This is a genomic window from Alkalimonas cellulosilytica, assembly GCF_036325985.1.
In the GTDB taxonomy this organism is placed as follows: Bacteria; Pseudomonadota; Gammaproteobacteria; order Enterobacterales; family Alteromonadaceae; genus Alkalimonas; species Alkalimonas cellulosilytica.
This window is the reverse complement of record NZ_JAUHLI010000006.1, coordinates 123,507-141,902: the sequence shown is the minus strand read 5'-3', so window position 1 is coordinate 141,902 and position 18,396 is coordinate 123,507. Positions and strand designations below refer to the sequence as shown.

Below are 18,396 nucleotides of genomic sequence, written 5' to 3'. Positions count from 1 at the left end.
GGGCCGGTTTTTTTTAATTCAATAACCACAGCTGATGCTGTTGCAACCAATGCCTGGCCGCCTCGACGTCTGGATAATGACTGCGGACCAATTGCCAAAAGTTAGCTGAGTGATCCATCCACTTTAGATGCGCCAACTCATGCACCAGGACATAATCAATGACCCAGGCCGGTGCTTTTATCAAATGCCAGTTAAACCCCAACTCCAGCTCACTATTGCAACAGCCCCAACGCCGCCGCCAGGCTTTCACAAAGAAACGCCGATAGCGCAATTGCATGCGCTCTTGCCAGTAATCCAGACGAGGCCCGATCCAGGCGATTGCCTGTTGCTGGTACCAAAGCTCAATTTGCTGCTGGTAGGTCAGTTGCTGTCGCTCTGACCGAACACGGTGGCTACAAAAAACCGTTAGCTGCTCACCATCGAACAGATAGCTGGATTTGCTGGCAACTAGTTTCTGCAGTGGCACTGGCTGATCAAGCAAGCGTAGTTCCTGCGCTCTGACTTCGGATTTTACGTGTTGCAATTGCTGTTGCTGTCGATAAAGCTGCAGCTGGATCCAGCCAAGCTTCAAGCGAATAAATGCATTGATCTGCGACTGGCAGCAAAATGGAGTTGCTCTTACGTATAACGCACCATTTTTTACTTGCAGCGCCAATCGTTTACGCCTGGAACTTCGCACCAGGGTATAACTCAACTCTGTATTAAAATGCTGTAGCATAGCACCTGCTGACCACGGTCACTCACTGCTGCCAGCATAGGTATTTTTGCCGCGGCACTCAAGCTTTCATTCACCCCTGCTCTGTGCAATGGTAAGATCAACCACTGAACCTTTCAATCAACAGCAAAAGCGAATCCAGCATGAAGATTGTATCATTTAATATCAATGGCATCAGAGCCCGCCTGCACCAACTTGAGGCACTGATTAGTAAGCACCAGCCCGATCTGATTGGCTTGCAGGAAATCAAAGTCCATGATGATGAGTTTCCACTGAGTGCCGTTGAGGCCATGGGCTACCATGCCTATTACTTTGGCCAAAAAGGCCACTACGGCGTGGCTATTCTGAGCAAAAAACCAGCACTTAAGATACAATATGGTTTCCCAACCGATGATCAAGATGCGCAACGCCGCATGGTTATTGGCCGCTTTGCTATCAGCGATGGCCGTGAGCTGACTTTGTTAAATGGCTATTTTCCTCAGGGTGAAAATCGCAGCCATCCTATCAAGTTTCCTGCCAAAGAAAAGTTTTATGCGGATTTACAACACTATCTGGAAACACACCACAATCCGGATGAGTTACTGGCCGTGATCGGCGACATCAATATTTCGCCACAAGATCTGGATATCGGTATTGGTGAAGCCAATGCCAAACGCTGGTTACGCGAAGGCAAGACCTCTTTCCTGCCAGAGGAGCGTGCCTGGTTGCATCGCTTAAAAAGTTGGGGACTCACCGATACTTTCCGACAGTTGCACCCAGAAACAGCTGAGCAGTACAGTTGGTTTGACTACCGCTCAAAAGGCTTTGTCGACAATCGAGGACTGCGCATTGATGTAGTACTCGCCACCAGGTCACTGAGCAGTCTGCTCACTGAGTCCGGTATCGATTACGAACTTCGTGGGATAGAAAAACCGTCAGATCATGCGCCGGTCTGGTCCAGTTTCGCACTCTAAGCCTCGACCATCAAAGACCAGGGCAAAATTAGATTTAATTTTACAGGCTATTGCGAATAAAAGCTTTATCCAACTGCCGGTAAGCCTGTTGCAGCAACTGGCCTAGATCGTAATACCGCAGTGCCTGACCAGGCTGCGGGTTTCTTGCGGTAACAGCCACCCCTTGCAACTGCAGTTGTTGCAAAATTTGCTGATACCACTGGCACATTGCCGGTGGTAACTGCTTTTCTGCGCGAACACCAAGACGGTACCATCCTTGCAATGGGATGGACAGCAGCAACAAGCTCATGGCCAGGATCAAAGGGAGATGGGTACTGCCATGCCACCAAAGCAGCAGTGCACCATTAAGCACAATAAAAGGCGGGGTCACCTTTTGTGCCCAGGATGTTACCAAGATAAGTTTATTCTCCAAAAAGACACTGTTGAGCTCCGGCTGGCAAGGCCAAACCTTACCATAGCGCACCCCAGTCTGAATAACGCGCATTAGCGATTGCAACATGGCATACTCCTAAGATCCAGCTACTCACATGCTCTGTATAACTCTAGCATAAAGTAGGCAGTAATAGTTCAGCAAAGCTGGTGCACTAGCGACCAATAGGTTTGTTTGCAAGCACTAACAGCACAGTTGCTAACCCGGGCAATTAAAAACATTAAAGTCAATGCAATCAGCACGAAATAACGATTTCAACTTGAAATTAGCCTGAGCTGCTTGAAAAAAATCATTAGAAAGTACATTTATAGCATTTCAAGCCCAATTTTCGCTTATAAACAAACAATCAAAAATTGTGCCACAACAATAAAGTTTATAAAAACAAAAATTTATTGGAGTTAAACAGAATTAACCACAGAATTATCCACAGATTCTGTGGACAAGATGAAGGCTATTTTCTGCTGACTTCCAGGCATCATGTCAGTATTTTGTACAGCGAAAATACCGATTTCATTAAGATTTCATGCTTAGTTCATAAAAATATCATTTATTCCAACTCGAACTAGCCGGTTGTTATGGATAACAGATGCATCTGACCAACAATTTAGCTATGCTAATTAATAGAAATGAGACCACAACAACCAGACAACATGCATCTTGATACGGCCCCGGCAAACAGCAGCTACCGCTTTATGCTCCAGGCACCTACGGATGGCCTACTGAGACCACTCAGTCAGCATCCCAGCCCTGTTATCCGGTTGCTGGCTGGAGCCGGTTTTTGCTTACAAGTCAGCAGTCAACACTTGCTGAGCCCCTGCTCCGGTGAGACCAGTCTGCACTTTTTGCCACACCCCTGTATCCGTCTGAAGCATCATACTGGCATACAGCTTCGCCTGGATTTACCGATGGACTGGCTTGCCCGTCTGGGTCAGGGTTTGCACTGGCTTGATAGCAAGCGCTCGGTTGCAGCAGGCCAACCACTGCTTGAGATTGATCCGGGTTTTTTGACCAACAAGCCGCTGCTTAGTGTTGTTGTCTTTCCTCATCCGGCAATCCAACCAGAGCCAGTTCAGTACGGCAAAACTGTCCTTGCTCTGGAACCTTGTATGTTTGTTCAATTAACAGGAAAAAAAACATGATCACGCTGTACGGGATCCCAAATTGCGATACCATAAAAAAAACCAGACGTTGGCTGGATCAACACCAGCTCGCTTATCAATTTGTTGACTACCGGGAGCAACCATTGAGTAAGGAACAACTGCTCGATGCCATCAGCGAACTGGGCTACGACAAAGTGTTGAACAGCCGCAGCACGACCTACCGACAACTCCCTACCAGCGACAAAGAGCAACTGGATGCCAGCAAAGCCCTGGAGCTATTGCAACAACACCCAACCCTGATTAAGCGCCCATTACTGCATAGCCCACAGGGGTATCAGGTTGGCTTCTCTGAAGCCGCGTACCAGCGACTGTTGGAGCAATTGGCATGAGCGAACGTAGTGCAGTAGTGCAGCTTGCGATGGAGCTCATGGCCAGACCATCCATTACTCCGGAAGATGCAGGCTGTCAGCAATTAATGGCGGAGCGGCTGGCTCCCCTTGGTTTTAACATCGAGTCGATGTTCTTTGAAGACACGCTTAACCTTTGGGCCCGTAAAGGCACTGGTAAACCAGTGTTTTGCTTTGCTGGTCATACCGATGTGGTACCACCGGGTCCTGAAGATCGCTGGCACACGCCCCCTTTTGAACCGACACTCATCGATGGCACCCTCTATGGCAGAGGGGCTGCCGATATGAAAGGCAGCCTGGCTGCCATGATCGTCGCCACCGAGCGTTTTCTTGCCCGCAAGCCTCAGCTAAGCGGTGATATTGCTTTTTTAATTACCAGCGACGAGGAAGGACCTTTTATCAACGGCACCAAACGGGTGATCGAAACTCTGGAGGCAAGGCAAGAGAAAATCCGTTGGTGCGTGGTGGGCGAACCTTCCAGCAGCCGTCAGGTTGGTGATGTGATTAAAAATGGTCGGCGCGGATCCTTAAGCGGTACTTTGCTGGTAAAAGGGGTACAAGGCCATGTTGCTTACCCTCAGCTGGCGGATAACCCGGTTCACAAAGCCCTCTCGGCCCTGGCTGAGCTGGCTGAGCAGCAGTGGGATCAGGGCAATGCTTTCTTTCCGGCGACCAGTTTCCAGATTTCCAATATTCATGCTGGCAGTGGCACCACTAATGTGATCCCAGGAGAGCTGCAGGTACTGTTTAATTTTCGCTTTAGTACTGAAGTCACCGCCGATCAACTGCGCCAACGGGTCTATGCGATCCTGGATAAGCATGCACTCAATTACCAACTGGATTGGGTCTTGAACGGTGAGCCTTTTTTAACGCAATCTGGCAAACTAGTGGAGTCTGCAGTACAGGCGGTGAAACAGGTTCAGGGCTTTGCACCGAAACTGGAAACCAGTGGTGGCACTTCCGATGGTCGTTTTATTGCCCCCACAGGGGCTGAAGTGATTGAGCTTGGCCCCTGCAATGCCACCATTCACAAAGTCAATGAGTGTGTCCTGGCGGCTGATCTGGATCGCCTGGCAGAGATGTATGAGCTCATTCTGGAACAGAGCCTGACATGAGTCCGCGACGACTGACAGCCGAACAACTGACCGGTCAGGATCAAAGCCACCTGATACAGCTTGCTACTGGGGAGCAACTGCAAGCAGAAGCTGCCAATAGCTGGCAAAAGCTCTGTCAACGAGCCGCTGCCGATGGCATTGAATTGGCCGCCGTTTCCAGTTTTCGCAGTTATCAGCGCCAGGCATTGATCTGGCAACAAAAGTGCCTCGGGGCTCGCCCGGTAATGGATGAACATCAACAAGCCGTGGATGTTCAGCTACTCACGGGGTGGAATAAGTTGGAGGCCATTTTATTGTACAGCGCCCTCCCTGGTGCCAGCAGGCACCACTGGGGCACCGAGCTGGATGTCATCGATCGGGCGGCATTGCCATCCGGTTACCAGCCCCAGCTGCTACCATCGGAATATCAATCCGGCGGCGTCTTTGAGCGGCTGGGCCAGTGGCTGCCTCAACATGTTTCGGAGCTGGGTTTCTTTTTGCCCTATCAGCATTACCTGGGCGGGGTTGCTGCAGAGCCCTGGCATCTGAGTTATCAGCCGCTGGCGGCCAACTGCTCTGAGTTATTAACATTGGAGGTTCTGCAACATGCCTTGCTGCGCCAACCCATTGCAGAACAAAGCCTGGTGCTTGAGCATCTGCCAGTAATTTATCAGCGTTTTGTGCAAACCATCTGCGAGCCAACCGCATGAACTGGATGCTGTTGACTGCACTGACACTGGCTTTTGGCGTGATTGTGGGCAATCTGATGTTATTGCGCTATCTGGATAAACTACCCGGTCACAAAGCGCCCGCTAAGCCTGATGTCCCTGCTGAGTCATCACCGAAGGCAAACAGCGGCTCGCAAGACAAGCCTACTGACACCAACGAAGCAACTGCATCAAAGCCGCCCACCGATAACGACCAAAGCTAAGCTCCTTTATTGACTGCTTCCAGTCAAAAACCGCTGCAACTGATCTTTAAGATTCGGTGGCACACCACGAATGGTCAAGATGTCTTGCTGTGGATCGTACACAACCCGCTCTCCCAGATGCTTTTGCTCAAAACTGACACTGACCCCAGCGCCGGCGCCACTAAACTTCACCAGCGGCTTCAAGCTTTTTACTTCAACCGGGAATTGCTCTGCTACCGCCAGTTGTTGCTCCGCACAATAATGCAGAAAACCATGCTGATCATCCGGGTCCATCGCCTCAGACAGCTCTTTTAGAACTACATCCTGACCTTGTTTGCTTTGCTCCTCGCAGTACTGATACACCTGCTGGCGCACCTGGCTTTTTTCAGCCGGGTCAAACTCTGCGGCGCTCAGGTACTCTTCCACCGAGCTGAGCATTTGCTTGCTGTTTTCTTTTGCATCGCTTCCTTCCTCGCAGCCGAGAAAGTCCAAAAAGAAATCTGCAACCTTGCGCCCGGCCCGGCCACGGATAAACGAAATGGCGTGCGGATGCTCACGGTTTAGCTGATACTCGGTTAAATCAATCCGGGCGGCGAGTTGCATTCGGGCTATATCCAGATGTTTTGCCGCAGCCAAGTCCAGTTCGGCAGTTACACTAAAGTGCTCTTTACTGCCCAACAGGCACAGCAACAGATAATCGGTTGCCAGGTAGCGGTAATGACTGATCAACAGATAACCCGACTCAGCCAGTTGATGCTCAGTCAGTTGCTTCACCAGCTCTGCGGTGGCTGTTTTGGCGAGTTGCATAAAGTCATCCGGCTGTTGTAACCACAGCTCCATGCTTTCCTGCATCAATGGCGATTTGTCACTGCTAAAGCGAGCATAGCCTTTCGCCGGTTTACCATTGTAGGACAAATGCAATTGTTCCAGTAAATGACACACTTGCGCATTGGTTGGGATCAGAGCCTGACGCTCTCGGATTTGCGGAGCTTGTTGCTCGTCCAGCGCCAGATAATGAATGGTTAACTGGAACACATCGACCGACATAAATTTTCCTAATGTTGCAGATTTCTGTTACTATTCACACCAGATAAGCGGACTTTCCCGGTACTCCCATGCCCATTGTATCAAAGTATTCCTCTACGCAAATTGAAAATCTGGTCAACAGCCTGCTTGATGAGCTACGCCAGCAACAAGCAACCACTGAACTGAGCCTGATGTGCCTCGGCAATGCGGTCAGTCATATCGTGAACCAGAATGTACCTGCCGCCAAACGGGCAGAATTGGTGCAGCAGTTCTGCCTGGCATTGACCGACAGTATCGCAACGAAGGCCTGATCACCCGCTTATGGTGTTGGAACACAACCTTTCGCTGGTCAATAAAGTCAACCGACTGCTAAGTTGGGGCCACTGGTTTACCTTTTTCAATATTTTACTGGCTTTAGTGATCACGGCCAGTTATTGGCTGGCTGAGCCATTGCCACAGACCATCACCGGCTGGAGCTACCTGCTAAGCAACTGGCTGGGGCATACCGCCTTTTTGTGTTTTTTGTTTTTTATTCTGACCATCTTTCCACTTAGCCTGCTATTTCCTTCGCAAAAGCATGTTCGTGGCCTGGGTGCTGTATTGGCAACACTGGCACTGGTGCTGCTGATTTTTGATGCTTATGTCTACAGTAGTCTTGGTTATCATATTGGCAATACTTCCTGGCAACAGACTCTGGAGCTGATGCGTTCACAGATTGTGACCAATCTGCGTAACTTTATCCTCATCGTTAGTGTTACCGCAGCCGGGCTGCTGGCATTCCAACTGACCTTAAGTAACTTTTGCTGGAAAAAAGTTGGCCGACTGCAGGCTATCGGCATAGGCCGCCCTATTTGGGTATTCTTTGTCGGCTGCTTTACGCTCAGCCATCTGATCCATATATGGGCCGATGCTCAACTGAATATTGATGTGGTACGGCAGGATAATGTACTACCACTGAGCTACCCCGCTACCGCCAAAAGCTTTTTAGCCAGACATCGACTGCTGGATCGCCAGGAGCGAGCCAGTAGTCAACAGCAGCAGCTCGATGCATTGGATTATCTGAAACCGGTTCCTGTGCAGCTGAACTGCCCCACAGCCGCCAGTGCTGAAAAAGCGCTAACCATTGTGATCATGCCATCTCTGAGCCCGACCGATAAACAGCACCTGAATGCATTGGGGTTGCGTCAACTTGCTCCCCACTTCGCTCCGACTCAAACTAACGAAGCTCTGGGGCAACTGTTATTCGGCCAGTTCGTTGCAGCCCCACACGTTGATGCATTGCTGACTGAGCCGCCGTTCTGGCTGCAGCAAGCTCCAGAGCTTTTTGGCATCGAAGTAGCCGCGGACTTTCCGGCAGGGCCTGCCTGGCTGCATCAATTCTCCCGGCCCGAAGCCCCGGTACAACTCCGGTTTTTAACGCAAGTCAGCACCCTGAGCTTACCATCGGGTCCTTTGCTGTTGCTTGAGTTAACAGCAAGCCACAGTTACTGGAAAATGGCACCGGTTGCTGCCTGGTATCGTTGGCCGGAGCTGCGGCAACAACCACAACCGGCTGCAACCTTGCACCTGGATCTATTACCAACCTTGCTGGCTTATGCGGGGTGCAACACAACCCCTGGCTTAGCCGGTGATAACCTGTTAGCACCGCGTAACCTACCCAAGCTTGCCATAAGTCAGCATGAGATCTACAGTTTTTATAAAGATAAACTGGTTATTATTCGTGAAGACAACAGCTTTGGGATCTGGTCGGCTGCTACTGGTTTACCACTCAATGAACGTTTTGATATGCCCATGCTGGTCGATGCGCTTCAGCGTTTACCTGCACTTAGCAACGAATAAATGCTTCACAGCGCTACCATCCTAACCAAACAAGGAAACCCCATGCTGGCACTTGGAAAAATCAATCAGCTTGCGATCAAAAAAAAAGTAGATTTTGGTTATTTTCTGGACGGTCTGGAATGGGGCGAAATTTTATTGCCTAAGCGTTATGCCCCTGCTGAGGCTGAGTTAGGGCAGATGCTGCAGGTGTTTTTGTACCTCGACTCTGACGATCAACTGATTGCAACCACCGAAACTCCTAAAATCCAGGTTGGTGATTTTTCGTTATTGCAGGCGGTGGATGTAAACCGTGTGGGTGCTTTTTTGCAGTGGGGCTTAAGCAAAGACTTATTGGTGCCTTACAGTGAACAACAAATTCCGATGCAAGCCGGCAAACGTTACCTGGTGTACTGCCTGGTTGATAAAAGCAACCGTATTATTGCTTCAAGCAAGCTGGATAAGTTTCTCGACAAAACACCGGCTCACTATCAGGAGAGGCAAGCGGTAGATATCATCATCGCCAATCACACAGATTTGGGCTACAAAGCCATCATTAATCAACAGCACTGGGGGTTGGTGTTTAAAGATCAGGTGAAAGAACGACTTTATCCGGGGCAGCGACTTACCGCCTACATCCGGCAAGTGCGTAGCGATGGTAAAATTGATCTTAGCCTCAATCCGATTGGTGCAGCCAAAGTGAAGGCACTGGAACCTACTATTCTGGATGCTCTGCAACAAGCTGGTGGCTTTTTACCCTTGCATGACAAAAGCAGCCCTGAGGCCATTTATCAGCAGTTTTCCGCCAGTAAAAAAGCCTTTAAGCAGGCAATTGGCAGCTTATTTAAAGCAAAAAAAATCCGCATCGAAGCGGATGGGATTTATTTAATCTAAGCCTCATGGCTGTCTCTGAGCCAAGCCATGGTTTGTTCAGCACTCAATGGTTTGGCAAACCAGTAACCCTGCCCATAGTCACAACCAAGGCGACTCAGCACCTGCTGTTGCTCGAGGGTTTCAATGCCTTCCGCCACCACCGATAACTGCAAGGTTTTTGCCAGTGCAATAATCGTATTCACGATAGGATGATCCTGTTTATCATCTTGCATATTGGCAATAAAACTGCGATCAATTTTCAACACGTCCAACCGAAACTCACTCAGGTAGCTAAGGCTGGAGTAACCGGTACCAAAGTCATCCAACAAAATACGAATTCCCAGCTTCCTCAGCTGTTGCAGACTTTCTTTTGCCTGCAGCATATTTTCAATTAAAGCCCGCTCCGTCAATTCTAATGCCAGACAATGACAAGGAATACCATACTGCTGAATGAGCTCTTGCAGCCAGGGCACAAAGCCGGGCTCTGACACTGTTGGGCCACTGACATTGACACTGACATAAAACCGATGTCCACCAGCATACCAATAGGCAAGCTGACGCAGGGCTTGACGCAGTACATAATGATCCAACCGAATAATTAATCGGCTTTGTTCCGCAATCGGGATAAATTGATCCGGCATCACCATACCCTGCTCAGGATGAGGCCAGCGAACTAAGGCTTCAAAACCCTGTATGGCATTGCTGGCTAAAGTCATGATGGGCTGATAAACCAGTAAGAGCTGGTTGTCATTCAAAGCAATTTTCAGGGCTTGCTCGATGTTCCAACCAGGGATTTCATCCGCTTGCATGCTTTCGTCATAGACCCGATACACCCCACGACCATCTTTTTTGGCCTGATACATGGCAATATCTGCCCGGCGAATTAATTCATCCGGAATAAGGCCTGGCGCATCCAGCTGACAAAAGCTAATACCAATGCTGGTTGAGGCTAATAAAGCCTGGCCGTTGACTTCGACTGGGCGCTGTAAGGAATGCAGGATCCGCTGTGCCACCTCTTCAATGGTCGCCAGTTCATCCACATCCTCCAGCAAAATAGCAAACTCATCGCCGCCAAGTCGGGCCAGGGTATCGCTTTGCCGCATGCAGTGTTTTAATTGCTTGGCTACCGCCACCAAAAAGGCATCGCCCACCGCATGACCATAGGTATCATTCACAGCTTTGAATTTATCCAGATCAAGATACATCACCGCCAACTTCTGCTCCGGGAAGCGCTGCATGCGTAAAAAAGCATGGTGTACCCGGTCTAAAAATAGTGCCCGGTTCGGTAAGCCGGTGAGGCTATCATGCAAAGCCTGATGCTGTAGTTTTCGCTCCGAAAACACCCGTTCCAATGCATTGGAGATATGCTGGGCTACAAAGGTTAACAATTCCTGATCAGCCAGCTCGTAATGGATTTGCTCGATGTAACTTTGCACCACCACCACGCCATGCACCGTATCGCCCGAGCGGAAAGGTACACCGAGCCAACACTCCGGCATCTCTCCATAGACTTTAAGCTGCTGCTGTTGGTAAAAGTCCGTTAATTGTTCACGCGTAACCAGTAAAGGCTGGTCTGTGCGAAATACGTAGCCAGTCAAACTGTTTTTCAATATTTCCTTTGGAAAAACCTGGCTTGGATCCTGATCGCCGCGGGTATCAACAAAATAAGGAAAATAGAGATGCTCCTTTTCCTCATCGTACAAGGCAATAAAAAAGTTGGGTGCATAGATAAGCGCACTAACAACCTGATGCACGTGGCTGTAGAACTCCGATAAATCATCGGCAAAATAGGAAAACGATGCGATTTCGTACAAAGATTTTTGAAGTTTTTCAGCGTACTCCAGTTTATCCACCGACTCTTCGAGCTGAGCCAGTGTTTGCAATCGGCGGAGCTTGCTGGCCAAAATAGTTGCGACCGTTTCAAGCACCCGTTGATGGTGACTGGTAAAATAGTTAACTTGATGATGCTCGGAGTCAATAACAGCCAACACCTCACCTTCATCCACCACGGGTACAGCCAGCTCTGACAGGCTCTCACTCATGTCGAACAGATAGTGTTGATTATTACGGGTATCTTGCACCCGTTGAGTAGCACGTGTTGCAGCGCAGTAGCCCACAATACCTTGCTGCAAGGTTAAACGGCTATGGCCACAATCGGCCGTTACATTACGCGAACCTGCGGCAGAAAAACGAACCAGTTGCAGCTCACAATCCATCAGGTAAATGGCGCAATCTTCAAAACCAAGCGCTGAAGCCAAGGTATTGGCTACATAATCTGTCACTGCTTGTACATCATTAAGCTGATGCAATTCCATCGACAATTGATTGATGATGCGCAGCTCATGATTTTCTTCAGTTAACAAAGCGAGCTGTGTTGCCAGCTCGCTGGTTGTCACCGCATCTGGGGTCTGGTTACTCATAATGCAGCAAAATTACTCGCCATGTCATTGCCCTTTGTGTCGCTTATAACACAGAACAATGCTAGAGCACCAGAGTAAAACAAAAGCAGCCTACAGGCTGCTTACTATCTCATCATGCTGAGGTTTAAACGACCGGCTGAAAGTCAGAGCGATTACCCGGTTTTGATAAAACCAAATGAACGGTACTGGTAGCTCGCTCTAAGAAACCGCCCTCGCAATAGCAGAGGTAATAGTGCCACAAACGGATAAACTCATGGTCATAACCCAGCTTGACCACTTCATCCTTTTGCTGCATGAAGCGTTCGCACCAATGCTTCAGGGTTTTGGCATAATCCAGGCCTATATCCTGCAACTGACGGATCACCAGATCGGTACCTTTGGTCACCGCTTCAGACATCCGATGAATCGAAGGCAAACAGCCGCCAGGGAAAATATAACGTTTGATAAAGTCCACTTCACGCACATACTGCTTGTAACGCTGATCTACCATGGTGATGGCTTGCAACACCATAATCCCATTGGGCTTTAATAAAGACGAACACACCTGAAAATAGGTATCGAGGTAATCATCACCAACGGCTTCAATCATTTCAATCGAAACCAGTTTATCGTAGCTGCCGGTCAAATCACGGTAATCTTGCAGCAATAAAGTGATCTTATCTTCTAAACCTGCTGCTTTCACCTGTGCTTTGGCATAATCGTATTGCTGCTGAGAAATGGTGGTAGTAGTTACCCTGCAACCGTAATGCTGAGCAGCATAAATCGCCATACCGCCCCAGCCGGTGCCAATTTCCAACAGGTGATCATCGGTCGTTAACTGCAGGCGTTGGCACAATAACTCCAATTTGTGCTGCTGAGCTTGCTCAAGGCTAGCGTCCTCTGTCGGGTAAACGGCGCTGGAGTACATCATGCTTTCATCCAAAAACAAGCGGTACATGGCGTTGCCCAAATCATAATGGGCCGAAATATTCTTGCGGGCTTGTGCCTTGGAGTTCGCATTTTGCCAATTCATCAGCTTCAACCAGGGACGACTGAAGCGGGCCCAGGTAGAGTCCATCTGATCCAACAAAGTGAGATTACGGGCGAAGATCCGCACCAGATCGGTAAGCTCATCACAACTCCAGGAACCCTCTACATAGGCCTCGGCCGCGCCAATGGAGCCACTGCTGACCATTTTTCGGTAAAAAGTCGGGTCTTTCACCCGGATACTGACCTGCAGCTCGGCGGTGTTGTCACCAAACTCCAGCAATTGCTGCCCTTCGTACACACGGATATAGCCGTGCTGCAGCCTGGCAATAAAATTCAATACGAAACGGCGGCTGAATTTATCAAACCAGCTTAATTTGTTTGCAACCGAAGTTTCCGTCAACGACATCGTCATTGGCACTATCCTTTTTTGCTGTGGGCATAGACCGGGTTTCGCTTTAGAAACAACTTAAGGGCATGCCAGTAAATTCTTATCTTAACCAATACGTTAGGCCATGGGCTCTGGATCAGCAATCGCCGCAGTGCTTTTGCATCCAGCGGCTGACGCTGCAGCCTCATCCAGGCACTGAATACCTGTTGCTTATCTTTGTAGTTGCTGATGGCACAGGTCAATTGTTCTGCTGGTGCATTAATACGCCACTGGTACTGCATCAGCAAAGGATTAAAAGGAGAGACATGAAAAGCTTTATCGTGCTGATAGCTGCCATCATCTAACATCGGGATCAAGTAGTGGTGGCGCTCATTCCAGGGTGTATTGCTCACCTCTGCCAACAGGTATTGCAGTTGCTGTTGCTCATCATAACAATAGTACAAGGTCAAAGGGCTAAAGTAATGGCCCCAGTTGGCCAGTGGGCTTAGTAAATACACCTCAGCAACCGGCAAGTCGCCACCGAGCTCTACAACCTTATCGCAAACAGCCTGCTTCAGATTTGCCGCTCCGGGCAAGTAATCTTTTCGCCGGTAACTGAATGCAGCAAAGCCTTCGTACTTCATCAGCCAGCTTCGGCCTAGCTGAGGCAGCGCACTGCAATTTAACCAAAAGTAATGCAGCTGATAGCCAAAACCATGCGGAGCAGGCATAAAACGTTGATGGCCAAGTTCACCCACATACAGGGCATGACCTGTGTCACTCATCACCAAAAGCTACTCCCAACGCCCGTGCTACATCAACAGCACTGCGCACACCGTCTTCATGAAAGCCGTTATACCAATAAGCCCCACAAAACCAGCTGCGATTCACCCCATTAATTTCAGCCCGGCGCTGCTGAGCCTCCATGCTGTAGCTATTAAATACCGGGTGAGCGTACTCAAAGCGCTGTAATATGCTCTCTTTAGCAATCACCGCCGTATTGTTCAGGGTGACACAGATGGTTTGCTCCGTCTCCAGCTGCTGTAAAATATTCATGTTGTAGGTCAGCGTTGCTCTGTCGCTGGCATTGGCGGATAAATTGTAATTCCAGGCTGCCCAGGCAGCACGACGCTTCGGCAACAAAGAACTGTCAGTGTGCAGCACCACATCATTACGCTGATAAGCGATGGCCCCTAGTATGGATTGCTCTGCAGGGCTGGCATCGGCCAACAATCTAAGCGCCTGATCGCTGTGACAAGCAAACACGACCTGGTCAAACTGCTCGGTTGAGCCATCTGGCAATACCAGTTCGACTCCGTCGCTGTGGCGTCGTACCGACTGGATAGGACTATTCAAGCGAATACTGTCTGCAGCTACCTGCTGCTGTAGCCGGCGCACATACTCGCGCGAACCACCACAAATCACTGACCACTGCGGCCTATCACTGACATTCAGCAAGCCATGGTTGTTGAAAAACCGCAAAAAAAACCGCACCGGAAAAGACGGCATATCAGCAAGGCCCGCCGACCAGATAGCCGCTCCCATCGGCAATAAGTAGTGTTCCTGCACCGCCTGACCAAAGCGATGCTTTGCCAGAAAATCACCAAGCGATAAATCGAGATCCGGATGATCTTCTGCCAACAACTTTTTGCCCAACTTATTGAAGCGAACAATATCCAGCAGCATGCCCCAAAACGAAGGACGCAGCAAATTACGCTTTTGCGCAAACAAGGTAGCAAAGCTGTTGCCATTGTATTCCAATCCCGACTGTTGATGTTTGACAGAAAAGCTCATTTCCGTCGGCTGGAATGGCACCGCTAACTCCGCCAGAAAACGATTAAACAAGGGGTAGGTCCAATTGTTAAAGACAATAAAACCAGTATCAACCGCCAGTGTTTTCCCGTCGAGTTCAACATCTACTGTCGCGGTATGCCCTCCCAGGTAATCATTGGCTTCAAACAAAACCACCTGATGCTCACGTTGCAGCAAATACAACGACATCATTCCTGCGATGCCACCACCAATAACCGCAATTTTCATAGGGTTCCTTTCAGGCTTGCGCCATGCGTTGTTTAACGTGCTTGGTTGCCCAACCGATAACTGGCAAATGCCGGTATACCAAGTCGGTTAAGTCGTAATAATCCCGATGCCGAATAATTCGGCCATCACGATGCCAATGCAGTTCGCTGCACCCGTCCAGCTGAATCTTTTTGCCTTTGCCAATCGCCTGATGAGCAAAGGTCATTTGCCAACTGATAAAGCCACAATCACCCTGCTCTGACTGCGCCTTCCGCTCAAACTGACAAAAGCTCAGCCGGGCATATGCATGCTCGAAGTAACGTTGCAAAGCGGCACTGCCGACTACCTGATGTACCGGATCGATAAAGCAAATGTCCGGATGGTAAATCTCGGTCAAACGATGCAGCTCATTGCTGCTTAAGCCATTGTAAAAATTTAAAAAGGTATCAATTCTACTCATCTGCATCATCACTCTGCTGCCTTGCTTGCCGGAACAGCTCCAGCGTCACTTGCCTGGCTTTAGCATGATCCACCACTGCAGCCGGATAAGTATTGCCAATAGGCAATTTATGCGGCCAGTGGATCTGTTTTGACGAAAGCTTAGCAAGTTCTGGCACCCACTTACGAATAAAGGCCCCATCAGGATCAAAGCGTTCACTCTGGGTGACCGGATTAAAAATTCGAAAATAGGGTGCCGCATCGGTGCCGGTTGAGGCCGCCCACTGCCAGCCCCCATTGTTGGCAGCAAAATCACCATCAATCAGGCGGCTCATAAAGTATTGCTCGCCCCAGCGCCAGTCGATGTGTAAATCTTTCACTAAGAAGCTGGCAACCACCATGCGCAACCGATTGTGCATCCAGCCGGTCTGGTTCAACTGGCGCATAGCCGCATCGACCAGTGGGTACCCAGTGTTGCCCTCACACCAGGCTTGAAACAAGGTTTTATCATTGCGCCAGACAATAGCCGCTGTCTCAGCTTGAAATGGCTGATGCTTGATTAAGTCTGGCCATGCCACCAACACATGCTTGTAAAAATCACGCCAAATCAGCTCCGACAACCAGACTGAGGCTCCGGACTCACTCTGCTGCAAATCAACCCCGACTTCGAATTGCAACCGCGCGAGGCATTGCCGCACCGACAGTGCACCGATAGCCAGGTAAGGTGATAGCCTGGACGTTGCATCCAATGCCGGCACATCTCGTAATTTTTTGTAGTCCTGCACCTGTTGCTGGCAAAAACGGCGTAATTGCTGCAACACCTCATCCTGGTGTACAAACCAATCTGCAGAGCTGTTATCGCCGCTCTGCATCGGTGTTAGCTCAGGTAAATCAAGCACAACGGGGGCTTGGGGTTTCGGTTTAGCGAGCACCTGCACACCTTGCTCAGCAAAGCGTTGCAACCAGCGTTTTTTAAAAGGCGTGTAGACTTGATACATGGCGCCAATGCCATTGACAAAACTGCCTGGTGCAAAAACACATTGCCGATCGCATTGCCACCAAGCCACGCCCTGCACAGCAAGCCAGTTTTGCAGTGACTCATCGCGACGACGCTCACGGAGTTCGTACTCTGCCTCCGAATACACCCTGGCGATCCCAAGCGGCAATAGCTGCTCAAACACGGATTGTATCTTCTGATAAGTACTGCCCTCGACCAGCAGTAAAGGGACATTCAACCCGGCCAGCTCTTGCTGCAAAGCCTGCACCCGGCGACGAATCAAATCCTGCTTCACCGGCGCCATATCATGTTGTTGCCAGCTTTGAGGGCACGCAACAAACAAAGCAATGGTGGGGCCTTGTGCCATAGCCTCCGTCAAGGCCATATTATCAAGCACACGCAAATCGGAGCGAAACCAGACTAACTGCACGGCTGACACTGACTTACCCCCTTAGTCCCAACGCTTCTGGATAAGGCTGAAGATAAGTTTGAGCAGCCAGGTAGGGATGCTCAAAACGCGATAAGTGATGCTGCAACAACGTTATCGGTGCCATCAGGGGAAGATGTCCCAGCCGGAAACGATCAATCACGCTACTGAGCTCCTGCCGCTCTTTTGCCGTTAAATGCTTCTTAAAAAAGCCCTGCACATGCTGCAGCACATTGGCATGTGTTTTGCGCGTGCATGGCTGCTTCAAGGCTTGCATCAACTCCAGCAAGTACCGTTGTTGCAGCTCTGTTGCATCAAACAGTTTCGCTTGCGCTACCAGCCGGCCCAGTTGGCGATAAGCCGTTGGGCTGTGGGCCATCACCAAAAACTTGTATCGGCTGTGAAAAGCCACCAGCCCACCAACACTAAAGCCATGACGACACAGTTGCTGATAGTCGTGACAGGCATAAATACGGGTTATAAAGCTCTCCCGCAGCTCAGCGTCATGCAAGCGGCCATCTTCTTCCACCGGCAGCCAGGGATATTTGTGCATTAATTCCCGGGTAAATAAGCCTACACCCGCTTTTCCCAACTGATGACCTTGTTCATTGAATAAACGCACCCGCTCCATACCGCAACTGGGTGATTTCGCACAGACCACAAAACCGGATAGTTGCTCCATGGTGGGTAACACCTGCGCGGTATAATCAAGCATCGCCTGTGTGTGATCCTGACTGGCGTCTTTTACCTGTACCAGATGAATGTCGCCATGATCTTTTTTCAGCAACCGGATCGGTGGCCGTGGAGTTCCCAGACCAATGGCATTCTCCGGACAAACAGCATGGTAGCGCACAAAGGGTTGTAATCGACTCAGGCAAAACTCAGAAGCTTTATGGCCTCCATCGTAACGTACTTTTTGCCCCAACAGGCAGGCACTGATGCCAATGGTTAATTGCATGCAAGATTCTCACAGAGCTGGATAGTTTTTGATACAGCACCGGTCGTTGGTTGGATCAATCGCCAATGCAAAAAGAAGCTTGTTTGATTGAATTATCGACACACTGAACAACCAACGCATTAATCTGTGCTCAGAAAAAAGTAAAGCCCTGAATTTTCAGGGCTTTACTATCAATGCTGTCAGAGTTTACTGGTGCCTTCTTCAACCCTGGATTTAAGCTTCTGTCCGGGCCGGAAAGTTACTACACAACGGGCAGAGATAGGGATATCTTCACCGGTTTTGGGGTTGCGCCCTGGCCGCTCATTTTTGACACGAAGATCAAAGTTACCAAAGCCAGACAACTTAACTTGCTCCCCGGCCTCTAAGGCCGAGCGAATTTCTTCAAAAAAAGCTTCCACTATAAGTTTGGCATCGCGTTTACTTACCCCATATCTGGTAAACAATCGCTCTGCGATATCTGCTTTGGTCAGTGCCATGG

At 49.6% G+C, this 18,396-nt stretch carries 20 protein-coding genes; 9 read left to right on the top strand and 11 right to left on the bottom strand.

Translation table 11 applies throughout. The annotated features are described in order from the left end of the window. Positions 1 to 13: 13 nt before the first annotated feature. Entirely contained in the window at positions 14 to 718 is a 705-nt protein-coding gene (locus tag QWY20_RS07605; protein ID WP_330128415.1) for a M48 family metallopeptidase, read from the bottom strand. A gap of 140 nt (positions 719 to 858) precedes the next feature. Here QWY20_RS07605 and xthA point away from each other — a divergent pair, with 140 nt between their 5' ends. Beyond that, positions 859 to 1,668 (top strand): exodeoxyribonuclease III, encoded by an 810-nt coding sequence (gene xthA / locus QWY20_RS07600; RefSeq protein WP_330128414.1) that lies wholly within the window; start codon positions 859 to 861, stop codon positions 1,666 to 1,668. A 40-nt stretch (positions 1,669 to 1,708) separates the two neighbouring features. Here xthA and yfbV read toward each other — a convergent pair whose 3' ends face one another. Then, positions 1,709 to 2,167: a terminus macrodomain insulation protein YfbV gene (yfbV, locus tag QWY20_RS07595; protein ID WP_330128413.1), complete on the bottom strand. Its 459-nt coding sequence runs from the start codon at positions 2,165 to 2,167 to the stop codon at positions 1,709 to 1,711. A gap of 581 nt (positions 2,168 to 2,748) precedes the next feature. On the opposite strand from yfbV, the gene QWY20_RS07590 reads away from it, so the two are divergent. Genes QWY20_RS07590 through QWY20_RS07570 form a run of 5 tightly spaced genes read left to right on the top strand, consistent with a single transcriptional unit; the run spans position 2,749 to position 5,630 of the window. Next, positions 2,749 to 3,237 (top strand): PTS glucose transporter subunit IIA, encoded by a 489-nt coding sequence (locus QWY20_RS07590; RefSeq protein ID WP_330128412.1) that lies wholly within the window; start codon positions 2,749 to 2,751, stop codon positions 3,235 to 3,237. After that, on the top strand, positions 3,234 to 3,587 hold the full coding sequence (locus tag QWY20_RS07585) for an ArsC family reductase (protein WP_330128411.1): 354 nt from the start codon (positions 3,234 to 3,236) through the stop codon (positions 3,585 to 3,587). The genes QWY20_RS07590 and QWY20_RS07585 overlap by 4 nt, the downstream gene beginning before the upstream one ends. Next, positions 3,584 to 4,720 carry a succinyl-diaminopimelate desuccinylase gene (gene dapE / locus QWY20_RS07580; protein ID WP_330128410.1) on the top strand — a complete coding sequence of 379 codons (1,137 nt, stop codon included), beginning with the start codon at positions 3,584 to 3,586 and terminating at the stop codon, positions 4,718 to 4,720. Before QWY20_RS07585 ends, dapE begins: the two co-directional genes overlap by 4 nt. Further along, entirely contained in the window at positions 4,717 to 5,409 is a 693-nt protein-coding gene (locus QWY20_RS07575) for a M15 family metallopeptidase (RefSeq protein ID WP_330128409.1), read from the top strand. Before dapE ends, QWY20_RS07575 begins: the two co-directional genes overlap by 4 nt. Then, on the top strand, positions 5,406 to 5,630 hold the full coding sequence (locus QWY20_RS07570) for a hypothetical protein (RefSeq protein ID WP_330128408.1): 225 nt from the start codon (positions 5,406 to 5,408) through the stop codon (positions 5,628 to 5,630). Before QWY20_RS07575 ends, QWY20_RS07570 begins: the two co-directional genes overlap by 4 nt. 6 nt (positions 5,631 to 5,636) lie before the next feature. On the opposite strand, the gene yejK is transcribed toward QWY20_RS07570, so the two are convergent. Further along, positions 5,637 to 6,656: a nucleoid-associated protein YejK gene (yejK, locus tag QWY20_RS07565; RefSeq protein ID WP_330128407.1), complete on the bottom strand. Its 1,020-nt coding sequence runs from the start codon at positions 6,654 to 6,656 to the stop codon at positions 5,637 to 5,639. A gap of 68 nt (positions 6,657 to 6,724) precedes the next feature. Between yejK and QWY20_RS07560 the strand changes: the two genes are divergently transcribed. From QWY20_RS07560 to QWY20_RS07550, 3 genes are read left to right on the top strand one after another with little or no spacing between them, the layout of a single operon-like run. Next, positions 6,725 to 6,946, top strand: coding sequence for a YejL family protein (locus QWY20_RS07560; RefSeq protein WP_330128406.1), 222 nt, complete (start codon positions 6,725 to 6,727; stop codon positions 6,944 to 6,946). A gap of 10 nt (positions 6,947 to 6,956) precedes the next feature. Continuing rightward, positions 6,957 to 8,474: a DUF3413 domain-containing protein gene (locus tag QWY20_RS07555; RefSeq protein WP_330128405.1), complete on the top strand. Its 1,518-nt coding sequence runs from the start codon at positions 6,957 to 6,959 to the stop codon at positions 8,472 to 8,474. A 42-nt stretch (positions 8,475 to 8,516) separates the two neighbouring features. Next, positions 8,517 to 9,344, top strand: a complete 828-nt coding sequence (locus QWY20_RS07550) for a CvfB family protein (RefSeq protein WP_330128404.1) — start codon at positions 8,517 to 8,519, stop codon at positions 9,342 to 9,344. Here QWY20_RS07550 and QWY20_RS07545 read toward each other — a convergent pair. From QWY20_RS07545 to ihfA, 8 genes are all read right to left on the bottom strand, one after another. Continuing rightward, positions 9,341 to 11,743, bottom strand: a complete 2,403-nt coding sequence (locus QWY20_RS07545) for an EAL domain-containing protein (RefSeq protein WP_330128403.1) — start codon at positions 11,741 to 11,743, stop codon at positions 9,341 to 9,343. The two genes, QWY20_RS07550 and QWY20_RS07545, sit on opposite strands and share 4 nt — an antisense overlap. A 124-nt stretch (positions 11,744 to 11,867) precedes the next feature. After that, a complete protein-coding gene (locus QWY20_RS07540; protein ID WP_330128402.1) occupies positions 11,868 to 13,124 on the bottom strand; it encodes a cyclopropane-fatty-acyl-phospholipid synthase family protein in 1,257 nt (418 codons plus the stop codon). Positions 13,125 to 13,129: 5 nt separating this feature from the next. After that, positions 13,130 to 13,864, bottom strand: a complete 735-nt coding sequence (locus tag QWY20_RS07535) for a DUF1365 domain-containing protein (RefSeq protein ID WP_330128401.1) — start codon at positions 13,862 to 13,864, stop codon at positions 13,130 to 13,132. Beyond that, complete coding sequence (locus tag QWY20_RS07530) at positions 13,857 to 15,119, bottom strand: NAD(P)/FAD-dependent oxidoreductase (protein WP_330128400.1); 1,263 nt, start codon at positions 15,117 to 15,119, stop codon at positions 13,857 to 13,859. Before QWY20_RS07530 ends, QWY20_RS07535 begins: the two co-directional genes overlap by 8 nt. A 10-nt stretch (positions 15,120 to 15,129) precedes the next feature. After that, on the bottom strand, positions 15,130 to 15,558 hold the full coding sequence (locus QWY20_RS07525; RefSeq protein ID WP_330128399.1) for a nuclear transport factor 2 family protein: 429 nt from the start codon (positions 15,556 to 15,558) through the stop codon (positions 15,130 to 15,132). Then, complete coding sequence (gene phrB, locus QWY20_RS07520) at positions 15,551 to 16,963, bottom strand: deoxyribodipyrimidine photo-lyase (RefSeq protein WP_330128504.1); 1,413 nt, start codon at positions 16,961 to 16,963, stop codon at positions 15,551 to 15,553. The genes QWY20_RS07525 and phrB overlap by 8 nt, the downstream gene beginning before the upstream one ends. Positions 16,964 to 16,976: 13 nt before the next feature. Beyond that, entirely contained in the window at positions 16,977 to 17,918 is a 942-nt protein-coding gene (locus tag QWY20_RS07515) for a YbgA family protein (protein ID WP_330128398.1), read from the bottom strand. A gap of 179 nt (positions 17,919 to 18,097) precedes the next feature. Next, on the bottom strand, positions 18,098 to 18,394 hold the full coding sequence (ihfA, locus tag QWY20_RS07510) for an integration host factor subunit alpha (RefSeq protein ID WP_330128397.1): 297 nt from the start codon (positions 18,392 to 18,394) through the stop codon (positions 18,098 to 18,100). Between the last annotated feature and the right edge of the window lie 2 nt (positions 18,395 to 18,396).